Below are 19,758 nucleotides of genomic sequence, written 5' to 3'. Positions count from 1 at the left end.
AGGAAGCGGATCCTAGCCAGGAAGAGCCAACAGAAACGCCAGCGCCACCCAGCGCTGGCGTAGATGATCTTAGATAATCTAGATCGAATCTCAGGATCGCCCTGCAGCCCAAGTAGCACCTGGGTTTAACTGATTAGGCCTGTGACCAATATCGTGAACTTTGTGACCACTTTCGTGATGGTTTGTGACCATTATCGTGATAGCGCAGGCCGGCCTATGGTGAACCGCCCCTTGGCATGTTCACTGATTGACCAACCCAGTTCAGCCAGTTCATCCAGTGCCTTGCGGACTCGCGATTGCCGCTTGCGGTGGGTGGCCATGCTGGCTTCCTCAGGAAAAACATAAGCAACCAAGGTGTCTAGCTGCACCGTCCGACTCTGGCCAACATCGACCCAGGCACATAGCCGCTGATGCAACAGTCTGGTGATGCTGCCACTCAGGCGCCGCACCTCTGTCATGTCGATACGAACATAGCGGCCAGAGCCCATAATGGCGGAGGTCAGCAAAGGATTGAGCGCCACAAAGAGCCCGTCGGTCAGGGCATCGCTGGCATAGTTCGCCAACAGACGAAAACCGCTGCGCTGGCCTGCTACCTGCGCTATCACCGACACCTTCCATAACCGCTCGACACAGCGGCGCACCGTATTGGTGTCACGAGGGTTGGCGTAGCCAATCTCCTTGGCCAGTTTGTGCAGGCTGCTTTTGACTACCAAGACTCGTTGCTGATTGGCTGCCCAGCGAGGCTCTAGCAGGGTACGTAAGTTGTTGCCCTCCCCGGTAGCGGCAATGGGCTCAATGATGGCGCTATAGTCCTCAACACCAGCCAGGGCAACCAGCCCCTGAAGCACACGAAGGTCATCGGCACCCAGCGGCTCTGGCCCGGAAAACTCAATCTGATTGCCCCCACCGAACCGATACACCGCATCCAGCTTGTCTCGGCGGCGCTGACCAGGAGCGATGGCTCTGAACAATCCTGGGGCCAGACAGTGCATATGGTCGTGCCGGGCATGGGTCAATTCAAAGCAAGGCACGTTTGCCTCCCGCTCGGCGTGTTACGTCCAACCTAGCGGGGTGCAGCACGCCGCCCTCTCCCCGCATCAGCCAGCGCTCTGGTAACGGTGGCACATAGTTGCTTTTACTGACCCCAAACCGCACATAGTGCTGGCTCTGATCCGGCGATACGCCCAGCTGCTGCGCCTCTTTCTTGGTCATAGTGGCGAGATAGGCCTGCCAGCGGACGTTGTCCACCAGTACCGACGAACCACGGCTTGCCTGCTGCAGATCGCCAGCTTCTTGGAATGCCGCAGATTTACTGGTGTGGTGTACAAACAGCACAGCGCATCCCAGCCCCATGGCCAGCCGCTCCAACTGACCCAGTACCTGCGTCATGGCACAGGCCGCGTTCTCGTCAGCATCGTGGAAGCGCCTCAGAGTATCGATGACAATCAACCTCACCCCTTTAGCCCAAATAGCAATCGCTTCCCACCAGTGGCTATCCAACACATTCGGACTGGCACCCTGAAGCGATATCAAACGAAGGTCTCGTTCAACGTTGGCACGAAGTTCAGCGTCAAGATATACGCCCAAGGAAAACAAGCGCTGGTGCAGTACAGGCCAAGGGTCCTCAGCAGGTAGGTAGAGCACAGCCCCCCTGCCCAGATTGCCAAGTCCAATCCAATCCGGCCCACCGGATATCTGCATTGCCAGTTGCAATGCCAACATCGATTTGCCCACTCCTCCCGGTGACACCAAAGCACCAACGCAGCCAACAGGCAGCCCCGGGAGGACAAAATCGAGGGGTTTTGGAGGTTCAACAAAAGCCGACCGGAGATCCTGAGGCCAGTGAGATGCAATGAGATCTCGCTCCATAACAGCCTCACAACCGCCTATGACTAGCTTGTCGTACACGCTTGGTCACATGCTCAGTGAGTTCGGCGTCCGGTGAAATGCGGTGGGAGAGCAGCCAATCGAGCAACTCGGCCCGCTTAAAGTAGATCTTTTTCCCTTGTGGCTTGTAATGCGGCAGACGCTTTTCACTGGTCAGCCGGTACACATAGCTGACAGAAACCCCCAGCAACTCAGCGCATTCCTCGGCAGAAATCACCTCCTTCTGCCCCTGCCCTTGCTGGATCACCAGCCGTTTCAGCTCATAAAGCTCTTTCAGAATTGACCCGTTAGGATCGCTGTAAACTGACGGATTTTGCTCACGCATGCAGATGATCTCCCTGTAACAAACATCAACATGCAAAGCGTACCGAGGACCTAACGAAATCCAGAGCGCTGTAAGTACCCGTTTTGGGCACTTACAGCGTTTTCGGGAAAAATTTCACATGTGAAATTTTGGCGGAGGTCCTGACAGAAGGTTTACCAGAATAGCAACTGACAACGGCTGCTAACTTGACACCCAAGGTGAGTGCCAAAGAAATCCAACATGGTTTTGTCCGCACACAATGGAAATTCCTGCATAAGAGAAATTTATAAAAACAATAAAAATCAACAGTTTAATGTTTCTTTGTACAAACAGAACAAACTAGTACGATTGTACTACTTGCATTGGTGGGATAAAGATAGGATACTTCTGATCGTAGTAGAGCAGTACAACTTGAGTTGAAGAGGCGGTGCTAAGTTGGCGCTTCCACCGCCTCTCGATACTAGACCCAGACCCCAATGAATAAGGTAAGCCTAATGTCAGATAAATGTTATCAAAATTCCAAACGGAATGCTACTAACCGCATTCCACGCACGATCATCATCAACCTACTCCTGATGGTCGTATTGAAACCGATGCCTTATCACTCCATAGAATACGATCTATCTATTAATATGGGTGATACAAAGATACGACAAATTGTCACCATAACCTCTAGTGAGGGAAAAGGGGAGTAATCCCCTTTTTAATAAAAACATGAGAAAAATTATAAAACTGAGTGATATTGCCGAAATAAAACTCGGCATGGCTTTTAAAGCTGCTATCAAAGAAGACTTTCTCACCGGGTCCTGTTATCTCATACAAACAAAAGATATAACTCCAGATGATAAAATTGACCTAAATAACTTGATAAAAGTGCAGCCTGAGACACATATATCACATCACGCCTTATCTTGTGGTAACATTTTGCTCAGGCTCAGGGGACCGGTGTTTTCTGCTGCTATATTTGAATCTTGGTCAGACCTACCTGTTGTTACAACAAATCAAACCGCAGTAATTATATGCGACAAACTCGAAGTATCGCCTCACTTTCTTCTCTGGTATATTAATTCCAACATAGGGCAACGCTACTTCGCTGAGGTTAGTGAAGGAACCAATATAAATAAAATATCAGCAAAAATAGTTGGGGACATGCCAATAGAACTACCTAGCAGAATGGACCAAGAGAGAATATCTAATATCAATCAAACATGGTTACAACAAAAACACACATACAAAAAACTCATAGAGAATGGCGATACGCTATTCAACCAAATATGTAATGAAATCCAACAGGATAAATTTAGAAATGAACAGTAAAGTAAACCAAGATACCATAAATAATATTCTTTGGAGTGTTTGCGATACATTCCGAGGCACCATCAGTGCCGACACCTACAAAGACTTCATCCTGACCATGCTGTTCCTAAAATACATCTCAGATGTTTGGCAGGACCACTATGAAGATTACAAAAGACGGCACCCTGGCGAACCGGAGCTATTCATTGAGCTAATGAAAAGCGAACGTTTTGTGCTGCCAGAAGAATCCAGCTTCTATCACCTCTATGAACGTCGTTATGAACCTGGCAACGGCGAACGAATAGACCGTGCGCTGCATGCGTTAGAAGAAGCCAATGGCACCAAGCTCAAAGATGGCAACAAGAGCGTATTCCAGGACATCAGCTTCAATAGCGATCGTCTTGGGGAAGAGAAACAAAAGAACACAATACTACGCCAACTATTAGAAGCATTTGCCCAAGATGAGATCAATCTAAAACCCAGTCGAGTAGGCAACCTCGATGTGATTGGCAACGCATACGAATACCTGATAGGCAAGTTTGCCGCCAACAGCGGCCAGAAGGCTGGCGAGTACTACACCCCGCCCGAGGTCTCCGATCTGATGGCCGAACTGCTGGATCCGCAGCTCGGCGATACCATATGCGATCCCGCCTGTGGTTCCGGGTCGCTCTTGATGAAATGCGGCCGCAAGGTGGTACAAAAACACGGCCAGAAACGTTATGCCCTCTACGGGCAAGAGGCCATCGGTTCCACCTGGTCGCTGGCCAAGATGAATATGTTCCTGCACGGGGAAGACAACCACAAGATCGAGTGGGGCGATACCATCCGCAACCCCAAACTGCTGGATAAAAATGGCGATCTGATGCGCTTCGATATCGTGACCGCCAACCCGCCGTTTTCCCTCGACAAATGGGGCCATGACGACGCCGAGCACGATAAGTTCGGCCGCTTCAAGCGCGGCATTCCACCCAAGACCAAGGGGGATTACGCCTTTATCCTCCATATGATCGAGACCCTGAAACCCAAGAGCGGCCGCATGGGCGTCGTGGTACCCCACGGCGTGCTTTTCCGGGGTTCGAGCGAAGGAAAAATCCGCCAGCAGCTGATCGACGAGAACCTGCTCGATGCGGTGATCGGCCTGCCGGAGAAACTGTTCTTTGGCACCGGCATCCCCGCCGCCATCTTGATCTTCAAAAAAGAGAAGGTGGACGACAACGTGCTGTTTATCGACGCCAGCCGCGACTTCAAGCCAGGTAAGAACCAGAACCAGCTAAGCCCGGAAAATATAGCCAAGATCGTCGCCACCTACCGCAATGGCGGCAATGTCGATAAATATGCCCATCTCGCCTCGCTCAAAGAGATCAAGGAGAACGACTACAACCTCAATATTCCTCGCTATGTCGATACCTTTGAAGAAGAGGAAGAGATCGACCTGCTGGCGGTGCGTGCCGAGCGCGAACAGCTTAAAACCCAACTGGCCGAGCTGGAAATCGAGATGGCTAAGTATCTGGAGGAACTCGGCTATGGTGCCTAAGGGGTGGAAAAGAATACCGCTAGAACAAGTTGCAGAGGTTAGGTCTGGAGTTGCAAAAGGTAAAACGGGATTAAAAGATCCTGTAACTGTCCCATATCTGCGAGTAGCTAATGTTCAAGATGGGCATATTAATCTGGATGAAGTAAAAGAGATCGAAATTGAACGGGACAAGATGGACCGCTTTTCCTTAAAGAAAGGTGATGTATTAATGAATGAGGGCGGTGATTTCGATAAATTAGGCCGCGGAGATGTGTGGCAGGGGCAGATTGAGCCATGTTTACACCAAAATCATGTTTTTGCTGTTCGCCCAAATTCCGAGATGATAGATTCATTTTTCCTCGCAGCGTTGGCCGCCAGCTATTACGGAAAAACATATTTTTTAAGTTGTGCAAAACGCAGTACAAATTTGGCTAGTATCAACTCAAAACAAATAAAAGAATTTCCTGCACTGGTTCCCCCGCTTTCAGAGCAAAAGAAAATCGCCAAAATTCTCTCCACTTGGGATAAGGCGATCAGCACTACCGAACAACTGCTGGTCAATAGCCAGCAGCAGAAAAAGGCGCTAATGCAACAACTGCTCACCGGCAAAAAACGCCTGCTGGATAACAACGAGATAAAGTCTAGAGCATCAAAAACTCCATATGCAACCCTTCCAAGTGATTGGGGGGAGATCGCCATGGAAGAGGTTTCCTCATTCATCACCAAAGGGGCAACCCCAACTACCTATGGTTTTGATTGGCAAGATACAGGCATACCTTTTCTTCGTAGTGAATGTGTAGGAGAAGATGGTTTTAAAGAGTCTGGCCTCGCTTTTATCTGTGATGAGGCTCACGAGGCTATGAAACGATCAAAAGTATTTACTGGCGATCTCTTAATCACAATTACAGGAAATGTAGGCCGAATTTGTAAGCTACCAGACCATATCTGTGAGGCCAACATTAACCAACATATAGCAAAAGTTACGTTGAACCCTCAACAGGTAAATACTGATTTCATTTACCACTGTTTGCGAGATATCAAGTATAGAAACTACTTTGAACGCATTACAACAGGACAAGCATATCCACAAATTAGTCTGGTACAGGTTCGTGATGTTGTGATACCGCTGCCTTCTCGTGAAGAACAACATAAAATAGCCAACGTTCTATCCACCGCCGATCAAGAAATCACAGCCCTGCAACAGAAACTGGCTGCCTTACAGCAAGAGAAAAAAGCCCTGATGCAACAACTGTTGACCGGCAAACGGCGAGTCAAGGTGGAAGAGGCAGCATGAAAAAAGTGACCATTCACCCCATGACCGAATCCGAGGTGGAGTGGCTGGAGCAGCGGCTGATGGACTATGGCAACGACGATTCGATGCTTAGTTTGTCGGCGCTCGACGGCTTTCTGACTGCGGTACTCTCCGGCCCCGAGTTGGTACCGCCGAGCCAGTGGTGGCCGGTAGTCTGGGGTGGCACGCCCCCTGAGTGGTCGTCCGAGCGGGATATGAAACGGGCGCTGGATTTGATCCTTGGCCATATGAATATTCTGGCCCACACCCTCTGTTATCAGCCCGAGCACTTTATCCCGGTGCTGATGGCCAACTATGTCGAAGGGCAGGAGATCTGCAACGCCGAAGATTGGTGCTTTGGCTATCTGCGTGGCATGGCGCTGGGGAACTGGCCAGCCTTGCCAGAGGAGCAGGAAAGCTCTCTTGAGGTGATCCGCCTGCATGGCAGCGATGACCTGCTGCCACAGCTTGCCAGCCTTTCGCTACCGGAGCATCAACAGAGCGTGGCCGAGGTGGGCACCGCCGCCTTGCGGCTGCACGCCCATTTTCTGGCCCAACGGGGGCCAAGCACAGCGCCGATAGCCGCACCAGCACTCACTCCAGTAACCCTGCCGGTTAGAGCGGCCCCCAAGATCGGGCGCAATGACCCCTGCCCCTGTGGCAGCGGCAAGAAGTTCAAGCAGTGCTGTTTGCATTAACCAGGAGCCCGGGATGAATAGCAGCAATGATCTGATCCTCTATACCACCGACGATGGCGAGTCCCAACTTGTACTACGTGAGCTAGGGGGTCAGGTATGGCTAACCCAGCAGGAGATCGCCGAGCTCTATCAGACCACCAAACAAAATATCAGTTTGCATGTTCAGAACATTCTGGATGAGGGTGAGCTTGTTCAAAATCTAACCGTCAAGGAAGACTTGACAGTTAAAACTGAGGGGGCGCGTCAAGTCAGGCGGCGGCTGCAACTCTATGCCCTGCCGATGATCGTCGCTATCGGCTATCGGGTACGCTCGACTAGAGGCACCCAATTCCGCCAATGGGCTACACGGACACTTGGTGAATACCTCACCAAGGGGTTCGCCATGGATGATGAGCGCCTTAAGGATCCCAAGTGGGATTACTTCGATGAGCTGCTCGAGCGCATCCGCGACATACGTTCATCGGAGAAGCGCTTCTATCAGAAGGTTCGTGACCTGTTCACCTTGGCAGAAGATTATCGAGCCAGCGAGCAAGAGACCCAGTTGCTGTTTGCCGAGGTACAAAACAAGCTGTTTTATGCCGTCACGGGCCACACCGCCGCCGAGCTGATCGTTCTGCGCGCCGACCCGGGGCAACCCAATATGAATCTCCGCAGTTTTGCCGGGAAACGGGTACGTAAGGCCGATGTCGTCATAGCTAAAAACTACCTGCAGGGAGAGGAGCTAGAGCAGTTGAATAGGCTGGTCAGCATGTTCTTCGACTTTGCCGAGTTCCGGGCCAAAAGCAGACAGCACCTGCGAATCAAAGAGTGGCGTGACTACCTCGACAAGTTTATGACCTTCAATGAGCAACCGCTGCTGGCTAATGCCGGTCAGGTCAGCCGCAAGCAGATGGAACAAATCGCCTATGAGCGATACGAAGCATTTGACCGTCAGCGCAAGCAGCAAGAAGCCATAGCCGAAGATCAAAAAGAACTGCGTGAGTTGGAACAGCTCGCCGAGCGTATGAGCAAGCAACACAAGGACAGGCCATGACTCACCCCGCGCCAAAATTCCAGGAAGAGTACAGTGCCAAGATCCCGGCCCTGACCCTGCTGACCCAGCAGGGCTGGACTTTTCTGCCCCCCAAGCAGGCACTGGTGGCCCGTAACAATAAATATGACCAGGTCGTGCTGAGCCAGATTCTGCGCGAGGAGCTGAGCAAACGCGGCTTTGTGTATGCTGGCAAGAGGTATCCGCTTTCAGCCAAGTCGGTCGACAATCTGGTGAGTGAGCTGTGTAATCCAGCGCTTAACGAAGGGCTGATGACCGCCAATGAACGGATCTATAACCATTTGATCTACGGCATGTCGGTCACCGAATTCATTGACGGCAAGAAGGTGAGCCCGACCATTGCCCTGATCGACTGGCATCAGCCGCACAATAACCGCTTCACCTTTACCGAAGAGTTTCATGTCACCCGAGCCGGGGGAATAGAGTCGCGTCGTCCCGATATCGTCTGCTTCGTCAATGGCCTGCCATTGGCGGTGATCGAGGCGAAACGCCCGGATAGCAACGCCAAGAAGGGGCCAACAGTCAAAGAAGGGATCTCCCAGACTATTCGCAACCAGCTACACGGTGAGATCCCGCACTTGTTCGCCTATAGCCAGTTGCTGCTCTCTATCAGCGGAATCGAAGGACGCTATGGCACCTGCGGCACACCGGAAAAATTCTGGGCTGCCTGGCGTGAAGAGGACATAAGCGACGCGCAGATGGCCGAGATCAAGAATCGGCCGATTCCCCAAGATGCCCTCTCGACACTGTTTGATCATCGCCCAACGGCCACACTGGATTGGTACCAGACCCTATTGGCCGCCGGCGAGTTGGCGGTGACGGACCAGGATCGGCTGCTAATCAGCCTGCTGTCACCTGATCGGCTGCTGGAGATAACCCGTCTGTTTACCCTGTTTGACAAGAAAGCCGGCAAGATAGTGGCCCGCTATCAGCAGGTGTTCGGCATCAAGCGACTGATCGAGCGGATCAGCCACAAGCGCCCTGATAGCGGCCGCCAAGGCGGGGTGATCTGGCACACCACAGGATCAGGCAAGTCGTTCACCATGGTCTTCCTGAGCAAGGCGATGATCTTGCATGATGCTCTGAAAGCCTGTCGCATCATTGTCGTGACCGACCGGGTGGATCTCGAAAGCCAGCTCAGCAAGACCTTCTCATCCAGTGGTGAACTGGCTGGCAAGAAGGACAAGGACGCGGCGATGGCCACCTCGGGCAAGCGACTGGCCGAGCAAATTGGCAAGGGTACCGAGCGCATCATTTTCTCGCTGATCCAGAAGTTCAACACTGCTACCAAATTGCCTGAGTGCGTCAATAAGAGCCCGGACCTCATCGTGCTGATTGATGAGGGGCACCGTAGCCAAGGGGGCGAAAACAACATTCGCATGCAACTGGCCCTGCCCAATGCCGCCTTTGTGGCCTTTACCGGCACCCCTCTACTGAAAAACGACAAGACGACCAACAAGTTTGGCCCCATCCTGCACGCTTACACCATGCAGCGAGCCGTTGAGGACAAGGCGGTCACCCCCCTGCTCTATGAAGAACGCATCCCGGATCTCGATGTGAACGACAGGGCGATTGATGCCGGTTTTAACCGCATCGCCACCAACCTGACCGAGGAGCAAAAGGCTGACCTGAAGCGCAAATACACACGCAAGGGTGAGCTCTACAAAGCCGATGACCGGCTCCAGCTTATCGCTCGCGACATAGCCGAACACTTCGACAAAAACATTCCGGAAGGGCTGAAAGGTCAGCTCGCCTGCGACAGCAAATCTTCCGCCATCAAGTACAAGCAATATCTCGATGAGGTTGGATTGTTCGAATCCGCCATTGTTATCAGCTCCCCCGATAGCCGGGAGGGCAATACCGATGTTGATGAATCTACCCTCTCTCTGGTCGTGCAATGGTGGAAAGATAACGTGGGTAGCCAGGATGAGCAGCTCTACACCAAGCAGATTATCGAACGCTTCGCCGACAAGGATGATCCGCTCAAGCTCTTGATCGTGGTAGACAAGTTACTGACCGGTTTCGATGAGCCCAAGAATACGGTGCTTTACATCGACAAACCCTTGAAGGAACACAACCTGATCCAGGCCATCGCCCGGGTTAACCGGTTGCACCCGGACAAAGAGTTTGGCTTGCTCATCGACTACCGCGGCATTCTCTCGGAGCTAGATACCACTATCGCCAAGTATCAGGATCTCGCCTCACGCACTCAGGGCGGCTACGACCTTGACGACATCGCCGGCCTCTACAACCAGATGAGCTCCGAATACAAGCGCCTGCCACAGCTCTACAAGAATCTGTGGAGCATCTTTGCCGGGGTGAAGAACAAGCAGGACATAGAGCAACTGCGCCAGGTGTTGGTCCCCAGAATGGAAGAGGTAGAGGGAGCGCTGGTGGATGTGCACCTTAAGGTGCGTGAAGACTTCTATGAGGCGCTCTCCCGCTTTGCCAGTTGCCTGAAAGTGGCTCTGCAGTCGGCCTCGTTCTTCGAGGACACCGCCTTTACCGAAGCGGATCGCCGCCACTACAAAGAAACGCTGCAGCAGTTCTCCAGCCTGCGGCAAACCGTGCAACAGGATGCAGGTGAACGAGTCGACTACGACGAGTACGCCCAGCAGGTGAAAAAGCTGCTCGACAAGCATGTGGTTGGCGTCGAGGTCAAAGAGCCCGGTGGTGTGTATGAAGTCGGCAAGATGGGACTGCAAAAACCGCCGGAAGAGTGGAGCAAAGAGAAGACCCGCAACGAGACTGACATCATCAAGACTCGCGTCACGCGCATGATTGAGCAGGATCTCAGGGATGACCCTTATGCTCAGGAGTCTTTCTCAACCTTGTTGCGCCTCGCCATTGAAGAGGCGGAAAAACTGTTTGATCACCCTCTCAAGCAGTACATGCTGTTCCGCGAGTTTGAAGAGCAGGTTCAGGAACGCCGCCTAAACGATATGCCTGATGCGTTTGGCACTAACCGCCATGCTCAGGCCTACTTCGGGGTCTTCAAAAAGAACCTGCCACAACTGTTTGACAGCCAGGATGCTCAGGTTGAAGAAAAGTGGGTCAAACTCGCTTTCGAGATCGACCGGTTGGTTGATGCCTCGGTCGCTGAACACTCTATCAACCCGCAAAATATTGAAGCCGATATTCGCAAGAAGCTGCTGCCATTGCTGTTCACCGAGTGCAAGGCCATCGGCTGTGGCATGGATCAAGCCAAGCGCATGGTGAAAATGGTCGTGCAGATTACCCGAGTTGGTCACAGTGGGATGTAACTGCAGATGAGTACCTCCAGCAACATGGCCAATAGGCTCCAGCACTTTTCCTATGGCGGCGAGCTCATCCGGTTCGAACGGCTCACCAGACCCCAGGCAGGCAAACTGCTGATCAAGGTACATCCTGACTGCCGGGTTGAAGTGATGGCCCCGCCGCAAACGCCAGATGAAGAGGTGCTTGCGGCGGTAAAAAAACGTGCCCGCTGGATCTACGAACAGTTGCGTGACTTTCGTCAGCAGTTGGAACATGTGACGCCACGCCGTTATGTCAGTGGCGAGAGTCACCTTTATCTTGGCAAGCAATACTTGCTCAAGGTCATCGTTGCACCAAGCAGTGTGCAAGGGGTCAAACTGCTGCGAGGCAAGCTGGAGGTATCCGTCAGGCAGCCAGGACCCGAGACAGTGAAGGCTCAACTGACCCAGTGGTATAGAACCCGCGCCAGAGAGCTTTTCGCCAAACGTCTCGATGCCATGCTGGAACAAGCCTTGTGGGTTGTGGATCGCCCTCCTCTACGCCTGCTGAATATGCAAACCCAATGGGGAAGCTGCTCACCCAATGGCCGGATCACTCTCAATCCTCATTTGGTAAAAGCCCCCAGAGAGTGCATTGATTACGTCATCCTCCACGAGCTTTGCCACCTTGCCGAGCACAACCACAGCGAGCGATTCTGGCGCTTGCTCAGTCAGGTGATGCCGACCTGGGAGAAGACCAAACAGCGGCTCGACGGGATGGCCCACCGACTGCTGACATCCTGAAATATGAGGGGCAAAATTCCAGATAGATAGGAATCCGCCCCCATCAATTCCAGCACACCAAGGTCCATCATCCCTTCAAACAAGATGACCAATTTTCCAGAGAGAAAAACGGCCCGAAGTTTCCAGATAGATAGGAAGTCTTCGAGCAGAATTCCACATAACTCGTTCTGAACTGGCATTCCACTATGTGGAAAATTCGCGCCACTTTTCCAGATAGATAGTTATGTGGAAAGAAACTGGATAGGAATTGGTTGAGAATGACAAGGCTCATTTCATGGCCCCACATCCTGCGAGATTCCACACCGCCATGTTTGTCACTAACGTACAAAGTTCAATACTTTCAGTTAGTTGTTGATTTTTACCTGAGCGGAGTCCATGGTGATATGGAGTTTGGTCACACGATCACCTGATTGCATCCTTTATCCGCTACACCTGAGGCCATCACCATGAACAGCATCGTCATCCTGATCCTCCTGTTTTCATTCCTGATAGGGTTTGGCGCCTTTGCTGCATGGCTGTATATCGAGAAGCGTCACATGGATGCCTCGGATAAATGACCCGCTATTTTGCTGAACGGACCTCTTTTGCCACGCACGAAATCAGATGGCGGGAGCAGCCCAACATTTCCTGGATCACCGAGTAGCTGTGTCCGGTGCTCAACAACTGTGCGATGTGCTGACGCTTCTTTTCATCTTTCTGGCGACCGCGATATTTCCCCTCATCCCTGGCCTTGGCAATACCCTGCTGTTGCCTGCGTCGGCGATCTTCGTAGTCTTTGCGAGCGACGGCTGCCAGCATATCCAGCAGCATGCCATTTACAGCCTGCAAGATGGCGCTGGTGAACTCGGAGCGGCTGTCCCCCTGTAACGCCACCCAGGAAGTCGGAAGCTCCGGAGAAACGATGGAGAGCTGTTTCTGAGCTAGCAACTGCTTCAATGTTTGCCAATCCGTCTGATTGAGACGGGCCAGACGATCAATCTGCTCTACCAGCACAATGTCACGATCTGCAGCGTCGCGGATCAGCCTCATAAGCTCAGGCCTGTCCAGCGTCGCCCCCGACTCATTCTCTACATAGAAACTGGCAATCTGATGGCCATGCTCAGCAGCAAAACCAATCAGCAGCTCTCGTGCCCGCTCAGCATCCTGTTCCACAGTCGATGCACGTAAATACGCCCGTATGAACATTGAAAACCCCATCAGTCTGTTTAAAGTGGTTCCTAATTATTGGTTCAATATAAGTGGTTTCAATATGGTTTTCGAGAGGGTATTGGGTGGTTTTTATGGGGTATACCTTTTTAGAACCACCACATGACGATCGAAACACAACCTTTCGATAGCCTTTTGATCTGACAGCACAAACTTTAAGTGTGATCCGTCATCACAAAGTCGCTTTTGAGTTGTATTTGAGTATTTAAGCGACGTTGCTCACCATTCCTGATCTGCTGAATGGGATGCCAAAGGAGGAAATCTACAGAAGCTGGGCTTTGAGGTGAGTCATCTTTTCGACTCACCGAACAAGCCAGCAGCCAAGCGTAGCGCGGCAGTTCTTTACCCCATGGCTTGGTAATCTCCCCGTCTGCTGTTTTCTTACCCGCTATAGGGGATAAATGTTAGATACCGCCTACAGCGTGTAAGTTACATTTACCTCCTATAACAGGTAAATATTGATATACCTGCCATAGCGTGTAAATTGGAAGAAGGCACGCTACCAGGTTGTCGAATCATGAAAGTAACCAGCGCCAAGCAGCTGAGCGCCTGTATCAAGGATGCCAGGCTTTCTCAAAAGCTCTCTCAAGGCAAAGTGGCCGAGAAAGTGGGGATTAGGCAAGACACAGTCTCCAGCTTCGAGCTCAATCCTGAGTCCACCAAGCTGGAAACCCTGTTCAAGATCCTCGCAGCACTCGAATTGTCAGTGGATATCAAACCCCGCAATGAGTCATCCGAGAGTCCGGCATCGGGCTGGAAGGAGGAGTGGTAATGGCCAATCTGGCTGTCTATATGAACGGCTATCGGGTAGGCACATTCACCAAAACTACCAGCGGCGCCCATCAGTTTCAGTACCATGAGTCATGGCTAGCACAACCGGGCAGCCGTCCGATCTCACTCTCCATGCCATTGCGCCATCAGACCTACCGGGGCGATGAAGCCTATAACTTCTTCGACAACCTGCTGCCAGATAATGCGGAGGTGAGAAACAGGGTTGTAGCACGCTATCAAGCGGCATCAACCCAGCCCTTCGATCTGCTCAGTTGCATTGGCCAGGATAGCGTAGGGGCATTACAGCTGGTTACCGAAGGGCACGATGTTCCAGATGTCAGGCGAATCGACTACAAGGCACTTTCCGATGACGAGCTCGAGCAGATCCTGACCAGCTACAAATCAGGAATCCCTTTGGGGATGGTCAGGGAGCAAGAGGAGTTCCGGATCTCTATCGCCGGGGCGCAAGAAAAGACTGCGCTGCTCTATATCGATGGCCGTTGGTACTTGCCACTCAAAGCAACGCCGACAACCCACATTATCAAACTCCCTATCGGCAAGATTGAAAGCCACTCCTACTCGATAGACCTCTCCCAGAGCGTAGAAAACGAATATCTCTGCACTCTGATTGCCAAGGAGTTTGGTCTACCCGTACCTCACTGCTTCATGATGCAAGTTGGCCAGGTCAAAGCACTGGCTGTGGAACGCTTCGACAGACGTTACGCTGCCGATCGCAGCTGGATCATGCGCCTTCCCCAAGAGGATTTCTGTCAGGTATTGAATGTTCCGTCAGCACGGAAATACGAGAGCCATGGAGGACCAGGGATCACTGACATCATGAAAACCTTGCTGGGCTCTGCGACACCAGAACAGGATCGCTACCTGTTCATGAAATCTCAGGTCCTGTTCTGGCTGCTGGCAGCTACCGATGGTCATGCAAAGAATTTCTCAGTCTTTATTGAACCGGAAGGGCGTTTTCGCCTGACCCCTTTTTACGACATCCTATCTGTCTATCCAGTGTTTGGCGGCCGAGGCCTCAACCGAAGGGACGCCAGGCTCGCTATGGGCCTAGCAAGCAGCAAGGGAAAGAAGTACGCCATTGAGCAGATATTCCCGCGTCATTTCTTCCAAATGGCGAAAACTGTGGGATTTGAGCGTTCTGCTATGGAAGAGATCCTGACAGAACTGGCCAACTCCGTTGATGATGTTATTAAGCGCGTTACCCAGCAATTGCCAGCAGACTTCCCCGATACCATCAGCAGCACCATTCTAGAGGGCCTAAAAGCCCGCTCAGCCAGGCTGATAAAGGGCTGGGATTAAATTGGCTGTATGTGGGATGATTGCACGGTTAGCCAAACTACCTATGGGAAGCTTGCACGGTTCGAAGAGTAAAAGCGGCTTTCCAAGCACCAAGCGATGCTATAGTCGGTTCAAAATACGCTCAAAACGCACCTAAAAGGCGGCTTTGACTGCATGTGGGGGCCTCGCATTGATTCATATGGGAAGGCGGCACGATTGAGAATGGACTATGTGGGAACGCTGCACGATAGCAGAAACCCGTGAGCGGTCTCTCAATATGCTGTTTTAGTTACTTTTACCCCAAGCGGCCCCCGAAAAGTCACTAACATATTGAATATAATAGATTATTTACATTCTGCATCGGCAAATAAGTCGGTACGGCAAACAGTAAAAAGCCCGGGTTCTTCCCGGGCTTTTTTTGTGCGTTTTTCATCCTAAAACCGGGAAGCGGCGCAGACACCGCATGAAGTAAGCGCCCCCTAACAGGGCGGAAACCAACCCGACCGGCACCGCCAGCGGAAAGAGGATCTGCTGGCTGATACCATGAGCAAAAACGGCCTACGATGGAGCAATCAGCACGCCTTTAATCAGCCAAACGGGGTTGTCTGATGCCAGCTCGGCCGCATGGATGATCGAAGACAATGAACAGCAGAGGCATTGTTTGTACATAAAACAACCCATGTAAAAGCCAAACCATAAACCTGATTTCAGCAATAGTGCACGCGTCACAACATAACAGGACTCGTAAGGTAACTACTATTTAGGAAGAAATTCAGAGAGGCTGCAGAAAGATCGCCGGGATTGATCCGGCTGCATTATCTGGCTGGATCCATTATCCCCAAGCTTTATCCATATTTATCCACACCCTTTGGCGGTAGAATCCGGGTTCCGCATTTTTCAGGATCCATTCCATGGCCAAACTCAATCTCGTCGTCGGCTCCATGCTGGGCGCCGCCGAATATGTCGCAGACCACGTCGCCCACCTGCTGGAACAAGCGGGCCATCAGGCCGAGATCCACAATCCGGCCAAGCTGGGCGAGGTGCTCGCCGAGCCGGACGCCATCATGCTGGTGATCACTTCCACCCACGGTGCCGGTGACATACCCGACAACCTGCAACCCTTCGCCAAGGATCTTGCCGAGCAGCATCCGGATCTTAATGCCTTGAAATATGGCGTGATCGCCCTCGGCGACAGCAGTTATGACACCTTTTGTCAGGGTGGCAAGACGCTGGATCGGCTACTGGCAGAGTGCGGCGCCAGCCGGATCGGGGATCGTCTCGACATCGATGTCACCCAACACGAGATCCCGGAAGATGCCGCCGAAGCCTGGATCCAGAGCTGGATGCCGTTGATCGCCTGATCAGGGCCAGGGAGATCCTGCAGAAAAGCCTTGATCTCCCCGTTTATCCCCCGATCGCTATCCACCAGGTTATTAACAGATTGATCCTGACAAATTGTTCTACATGTTTACCCACAACGACCGGGGGTAATGTGTATAACTACCGTGTAAAGCTCTGCAAAACCTATAGTTATCCATGTATGAGATCCAGCCCGCTAGCCTCCTGTGTATAAAAGCACTGGTTATCCCCCTGTTCACGGGGTCAGGATCCAAGCTTTTCCACAAGCTGAGATCACCTTTAACCAGATGATCTTTATGATCAAAAAGCGCTTATCAACAGAAATGGTGGATCCTAATAAAAGATCCAATAAAAGATCGATCTAAAGATCCTTAAGATCTATTAAGTGGATCCTCCCTCCATACTGACCGTTAAGTAGACGTTCCCCTCAGGGCGCGAAACAGATAGAATATTCCGCCCCTGAGCCCAGGCAAACAACGATCTTCAGACGTGCAGATCAAGGTGATCCCCAATGCAATACCATGAACAATTTGATGTGATCGTCGTCGGTGGCGGTCATGCAGGAACCGAAGCAGCAACAGCGGCAGCCCGTATGGGTCTGAATACCCTGTTGTTGACCCACAATATCGATACGTTGGGACACATGTCCTGTAATCCGGCGATCGGCGGGATCGGCAAGGGACACCTGGTCAAGGAAGTTGACGCCCTCGGCGGGATCATGGCGCGAGCCGTCGATCTTGGCGGGATCCAGTTCCGTACCCTGAACTCCTCCAAGGGGCCCGCGGTACGAGCCACCCGTGCTCAAGCGGATCGACTGCTCTACAAAGCCGTCGTACGTCAGATGCTGGAGAACTACCCGAACCTGAAGATCTTCCAGCAAGCCTGTGATGATCTGATCATGGACGGGGATCGTGTTGCTGGTGTGGTCACCCAGAGCGGGATCCGCATCAGCGGCAAGACGGTGGTGCTGACCGTAGGCACCTTCCTGAATGGCTTGATCCACATCGGGATGGAAAACTACAAGGGCGGCCGCGCCGGGGATCCTCCCTCGATCGCCCTGGCTCAACGGCTGCGCGAGATGCCGCTGCGCATCGATCGTCTCAAGACGGGTACACCGCCGCGGATCGATGCCCGTAGCGTTGATATCTCCGTCATGCAGGCCCAGTACGGCGATGATCCGCGCCCCGTCTTCTCGTTTATCGGCGACGCCAGCCAGCACCCCCGTCAGGTGCCCTGCTACGTCACTCACACCAACGAGCGTACCCACGATGTGATCCGCAACAATCTGGATCGCAGCCCCATGTACGCCGGGGTGATCGAAGGGATAGGCCCGCGCTACTGCCCGTCGATCGAAGACAAGATCACCCGCTTCGCGGACAAGACGGCGCACCAGATTTTTGTCGAGCCGGAAGGCCTGACCACCCACGAACTCTATCCGAACGGGATCTCCACCAGCCTGCCATTCGACGTGCAGGTGCAGATAGTGCGTTCCATTCGTGGTTTCGAAAATGCCCATATCACCCGCCCCGGCTATGCCATCGAATATGACTTCTTCGATCCACGGGATCTCAAGGCCAACATGGAGAGCAAGTGCATCGGCAACCTGTTCTTCGCCGGCCAGATCAACGGCACCACGGGTTACGAAGAGGCTGCGGCCCAGGGCCTGATGGCCGGTTTGAACGCCGGTCTGCGTGCCCAGGACAAGGATCCCTGGCATCCGCGCAGGGATCAGGCCTACATGGGCGTGATGATGGACGATCTCTCCACCCTGGGGACCCGCGAGCCCTACCGCATGTTCACCAGCCGCGCCGAATATCGCTTGCTGCTGCGGGAAGACAACGCTGACCTGCGTCTGACCGCCATCGGCCGCGAGCTGGGTCTGGTGGATGACGAGCGCTGGGGCAAGTTCAACGCCAAGATGGAACAGGTGGAGCTGGAGCAACAGCGCATGCGTTCGACCTGGATCCACCCGCAGCATCCGTCGCTGGAGGCGGTCAACGCCCTGGTCAATGCCCCGCTGACCCGCGAGCAAAGTCTGGAAGAGTTGCTGCGTCGTCCCGAAGTGACCTACGATGCGCTGATGGCTATCGAGGGGGTGGGGCCGGCACTGAGCGATCGCGCCGCCGCCGATCAGGTGGAGATCCAGATCAAGTACGCCGGTTACATCGAACGTCAGCACGACGAGGTGGAGAAACAGCTGCGCAACGAGAACACCCTCTTGCCGCTGGACATGAACTACCGCGACGTCAACGGTCTCTCCAACGAGGTGATCGCCAAGCTGAGCGATGCCAGGCCACAGACCATAGGTCAGGCTTCCCGTATCTCCGGCATCACCCCGGCTGCCATCTCCATCCTGCTGGTTCACCTGAAAAAACACGGCCTGCTGCGCAAAACCGCCTGAGGATTCTTACCGTTGGAAAACATGCTGGAAAGATTGAACGGCCTGCTCATGCAGGCCGGTATTGTTATCACCGACACCCAAAAGACCCAGTTGGTTCAGCTTGTCGAGTTGCTGCACAAGTGGAACAAGGCTTACAATCTCACCTCGGTGCGTGATCCGGACGCCATGCTGGTCAAGCATATCCTCGACAGTCTGGTGGTGAGCCCTCACCTGCACGGTGAACGTTTCATCGATGTGGGGACCGGTCCAGGGCTGCCTGGCTTGCCGCTGGCCATCATCAACCCGGACAAGCAGTTCGTGCTGTTGGACAGTCTGGGCAAGCGGATCAACTTCATCCGCCAGGTGATCCAGGAGCTGGGCTTGACCAATGTGACACCCGTCAAATCCCGTGTTGAAGAGTATCAACCCGACGTCGGGTTTGATGGTGTACTGAGTCGGGCCTTTGCCTCGCTGGAGGACATGCTGACCTGGTGTCATCATCTGCCGTCGGCCCAGGGCAGCTTCCTGGCGCTCAAGGGGCAATACCCCGGGCCCGAGCTGGCTCAACTGCCTGCCAACATACGTCTGGTCGCCTCCCATCAACTGGTGGTGCCGGAACTGGAAGGCGAACGTCATCTGCTGGAATTTAAACATGTCCAGCCCGAATAGGGTCGCAGTTTCATT

16 protein-coding genes are annotated in these 19,758 nt (G+C 52.9%); 12 read left to right on the top strand and 4 right to left on the bottom strand.

What is annotated here, in order from left to right; all coding sequences use genetic code 11:
* Positions 1-191: 191 nt before the first annotated feature.
* From repC to WJM78_RS22695, 3 genes are read right to left on the bottom strand one after another with little or no spacing between them, the layout of a single operon-like run.
* Positions 192-992, bottom strand: coding sequence for a replication protein C, IncQ-type (gene repC / locus WJM78_RS22705; protein WP_199767378.1), 801 nt, complete (start codon positions 990-992; stop codon positions 192-194).
* 25 nt (positions 993-1,017) lie between these two features.
* Positions 1,018-1,869 carry a helicase RepA family protein gene (locus tag WJM78_RS22700; protein ID WP_339015978.1) on the bottom strand — a complete coding sequence of 284 codons (852 nt, stop codon included), beginning with the start codon at positions 1,867-1,869 and terminating at the stop codon, positions 1,018-1,020.
* A gap of 7 nt (positions 1,870-1,876) precedes the next feature.
* Complete coding sequence (locus WJM78_RS22695) at positions 1,877-2,212, bottom strand: helix-turn-helix domain-containing protein (protein WP_339012386.1); 336 nt, start codon at positions 2,210-2,212, stop codon at positions 1,877-1,879.
* Between the two features lie 693 nt (positions 2,213-2,905).
* Between WJM78_RS22695 and WJM78_RS22690 the strand changes: the two genes are divergently transcribed.
* From WJM78_RS22690 to WJM78_RS22660, 7 genes are read left to right on the top strand one after another with little or no spacing between them, the layout of a single operon-like run.
* Entirely contained in the window at positions 2,906-3,508 is a 603-nt protein-coding gene (locus WJM78_RS22690; protein WP_339012383.1) for a hypothetical protein, read from the top strand.
* The gene (locus WJM78_RS22685; protein WP_339012381.1) at positions 3,441-5,021 is read left to right on the top strand and encodes a type I restriction-modification system subunit M; all 1,581 of its coding nucleotides are present in this window, start codon (positions 3,441-3,443) and stop codon (positions 5,019-5,021) included. The genes WJM78_RS22690 and WJM78_RS22685 overlap by 68 nt, the downstream gene beginning before the upstream one ends.
* A complete protein-coding gene (locus tag WJM78_RS22680; protein ID WP_339012378.1) occupies positions 5,011-6,294 on the top strand; it encodes a restriction endonuclease subunit S in 1,284 nt (427 codons plus the stop codon). The genes WJM78_RS22685 and WJM78_RS22680 overlap by 11 nt, the downstream gene beginning before the upstream one ends.
* The gene (locus tag WJM78_RS22675; protein WP_339012376.1) at positions 6,291-6,989 is read left to right on the top strand and encodes a UPF0149 family protein; all 699 of its coding nucleotides are present in this window, start codon (positions 6,291-6,293) and stop codon (positions 6,987-6,989) included. The genes WJM78_RS22680 and WJM78_RS22675 overlap by 4 nt, the downstream gene beginning before the upstream one ends.
* 13 nt (positions 6,990-7,002) lie before the next feature.
* Positions 7,003-8,022, top strand: coding sequence for a virulence RhuM family protein (gene rhuM / locus WJM78_RS22670; protein ID WP_042047690.1), 1,020 nt, complete (start codon positions 7,003-7,005; stop codon positions 8,020-8,022).
* A complete protein-coding gene (locus WJM78_RS22665) occupies positions 8,019-11,303 on the top strand; it encodes a type I restriction endonuclease subunit R (RefSeq protein ID WP_339012371.1) in 3,285 nt (1,094 codons plus the stop codon). Before rhuM ends, WJM78_RS22665 begins: the two co-directional genes overlap by 4 nt.
* A 6-nt stretch (positions 11,304-11,309) precedes the next feature.
* Positions 11,310-12,059: a SprT family zinc-dependent metalloprotease gene (locus WJM78_RS22660; RefSeq protein WP_339012369.1), complete on the top strand. Its 750-nt coding sequence runs from the start codon at positions 11,310-11,312 to the stop codon at positions 12,057-12,059.
* Positions 12,060-12,620: 561 nt separating this feature from the next.
* Here the strand turns inward: WJM78_RS22660 and WJM78_RS22655 are convergent.
* Positions 12,621-13,244 carry a recombinase family protein gene (locus WJM78_RS22655; protein ID WP_042878565.1) on the bottom strand — a complete coding sequence of 208 codons (624 nt, stop codon included), beginning with the start codon at positions 13,242-13,244 and terminating at the stop codon, positions 12,621-12,623.
* A 538-nt stretch (positions 13,245-13,782) separates the two neighbouring features.
* Here WJM78_RS22655 and WJM78_RS22650 point away from each other — a divergent pair.
* The 5 genes from WJM78_RS22650 to rsmG all read left to right on the top strand — a co-directional run bounded on the left by WJM78_RS22650 (position 13,783) and on the right by rsmG (position 19,743).
* On the top strand, positions 13,783-14,037 hold the full coding sequence (locus WJM78_RS22650) for a helix-turn-helix domain-containing protein (RefSeq protein WP_017410478.1): 255 nt from the start codon (positions 13,783-13,785) through the stop codon (positions 14,035-14,037).
* A complete protein-coding gene (locus tag WJM78_RS22645) occupies positions 14,037-15,356 on the top strand; it encodes a type II toxin-antitoxin system HipA family toxin (protein WP_339012365.1) in 1,320 nt (439 codons plus the stop codon). The genes WJM78_RS22650 and WJM78_RS22645 overlap by 1 nt, the downstream gene beginning before the upstream one ends.
* A gap of 890 nt (positions 15,357-16,246) precedes the next feature.
* Positions 16,247-16,696, top strand: coding sequence for an FMN-binding protein MioC (gene mioC, locus WJM78_RS22640; RefSeq protein ID WP_339012362.1), 450 nt, complete (start codon positions 16,247-16,249; stop codon positions 16,694-16,696).
* 509 nt (positions 16,697-17,205) lie between these two features.
* Complete coding sequence (mnmG, locus tag WJM78_RS22635; RefSeq protein WP_339012359.1) at positions 17,206-19,095, top strand: tRNA uridine-5-carboxymethylaminomethyl(34) synthesis enzyme MnmG; 1,890 nt, start codon at positions 17,206-17,208, stop codon at positions 19,093-19,095.
* Between the two features lie 21 nt (positions 19,096-19,116).
* Positions 19,117-19,743, top strand: a complete 627-nt coding sequence (gene rsmG, locus WJM78_RS22630) for a 16S rRNA (guanine(527)-N(7))-methyltransferase RsmG (protein WP_108535733.1) — start codon at positions 19,117-19,119, stop codon at positions 19,741-19,743.
* Positions 19,744-19,758 lie beyond the last annotated feature (15 nt).

Origin of the sequence: Aeromonas popoffii, from assembly GCF_037818705.1 — a bacterium.
GTDB classification, from domain to species: Bacteria; Pseudomonadota; Gammaproteobacteria; order Enterobacterales; family Aeromonadaceae; genus Aeromonas; species Aeromonas popoffii.
Note: the sequence above shows the minus strand (reverse complement) of the source record. Positions and strands in the feature narration are given on the sequence as shown.

Bases quoted from the DNA above. Each gene is read 5' to 3' on its own strand.
- repC (WP_199767378.1), bottom strand. From the start codon at position 992: ATGCACTGTCTGGCCCCAGGATTGTTCAGAGCCATCGCTCCTGGTCAG.
- WJM78_RS22700 (WP_339015978.1), bottom strand. From the start codon at position 1,869: ATGGAGCGAGATCTCATTGCATCTCACTGGCCTCAGGATCTCCGGTCG.
- WJM78_RS22695 (WP_339012386.1), bottom strand. From the start codon at position 2,212: ATGCGTGAGCAAAATCCGTCAGTTTACAGCGATCCTAACGGGTCAATT.
- WJM78_RS22690 (WP_339012383.1), top strand. From the start codon at position 2,906: ATGAGAAAAATTATAAAACTGAGTGATATTGCCGAAATAAAACTCGGC.
- WJM78_RS22685 (WP_339012381.1), top strand. From the start codon at position 3,441: ATGGCGATACGCTATTCAACCAAATATGTAATGAAATCCAACAGGATA.
- WJM78_RS22680 (WP_339012378.1), top strand. From the start codon at position 5,011: ATGGTGCCTAAGGGGTGGAAAAGAATACCGCTAGAACAAGTTGCAGAG.
- WJM78_RS22675 (WP_339012376.1), top strand. From the start codon at position 6,291: ATGAAAAAAGTGACCATTCACCCCATGACCGAATCCGAGGTGGAGTGG.
- rhuM (WP_042047690.1), top strand. From the start codon at position 7,003: ATGAATAGCAGCAATGATCTGATCCTCTATACCACCGACGATGGCGAG.
- WJM78_RS22665 (WP_339012371.1), top strand. From the start codon at position 8,019: ATGACTCACCCCGCGCCAAAATTCCAGGAAGAGTACAGTGCCAAGATC.
- WJM78_RS22660 (WP_339012369.1), top strand. From the start codon at position 11,310: ATGAGTACCTCCAGCAACATGGCCAATAGGCTCCAGCACTTTTCCTAT.
- WJM78_RS22655 (WP_042878565.1), bottom strand. From the start codon at position 13,244: ATGTTCATACGGGCGTATTTACGTGCATCGACTGTGGAACAGGATGCT.
- WJM78_RS22650 (WP_017410478.1), top strand. From the start codon at position 13,783: ATGAAAGTAACCAGCGCCAAGCAGCTGAGCGCCTGTATCAAGGATGCC.
- WJM78_RS22645 (WP_339012365.1), top strand. From the start codon at position 14,037: ATGGCCAATCTGGCTGTCTATATGAACGGCTATCGGGTAGGCACATTC.
- mioC (WP_339012362.1), top strand. From the start codon at position 16,247: ATGGCCAAACTCAATCTCGTCGTCGGCTCCATGCTGGGCGCCGCCGAA.
- mnmG (WP_339012359.1), top strand. From the start codon at position 17,206: ATGCAATACCATGAACAATTTGATGTGATCGTCGTCGGTGGCGGTCAT.
- rsmG (WP_108535733.1), top strand. From the start codon at position 19,117: ATGCTGGAAAGATTGAACGGCCTGCTCATGCAGGCCGGTATTGTTATC.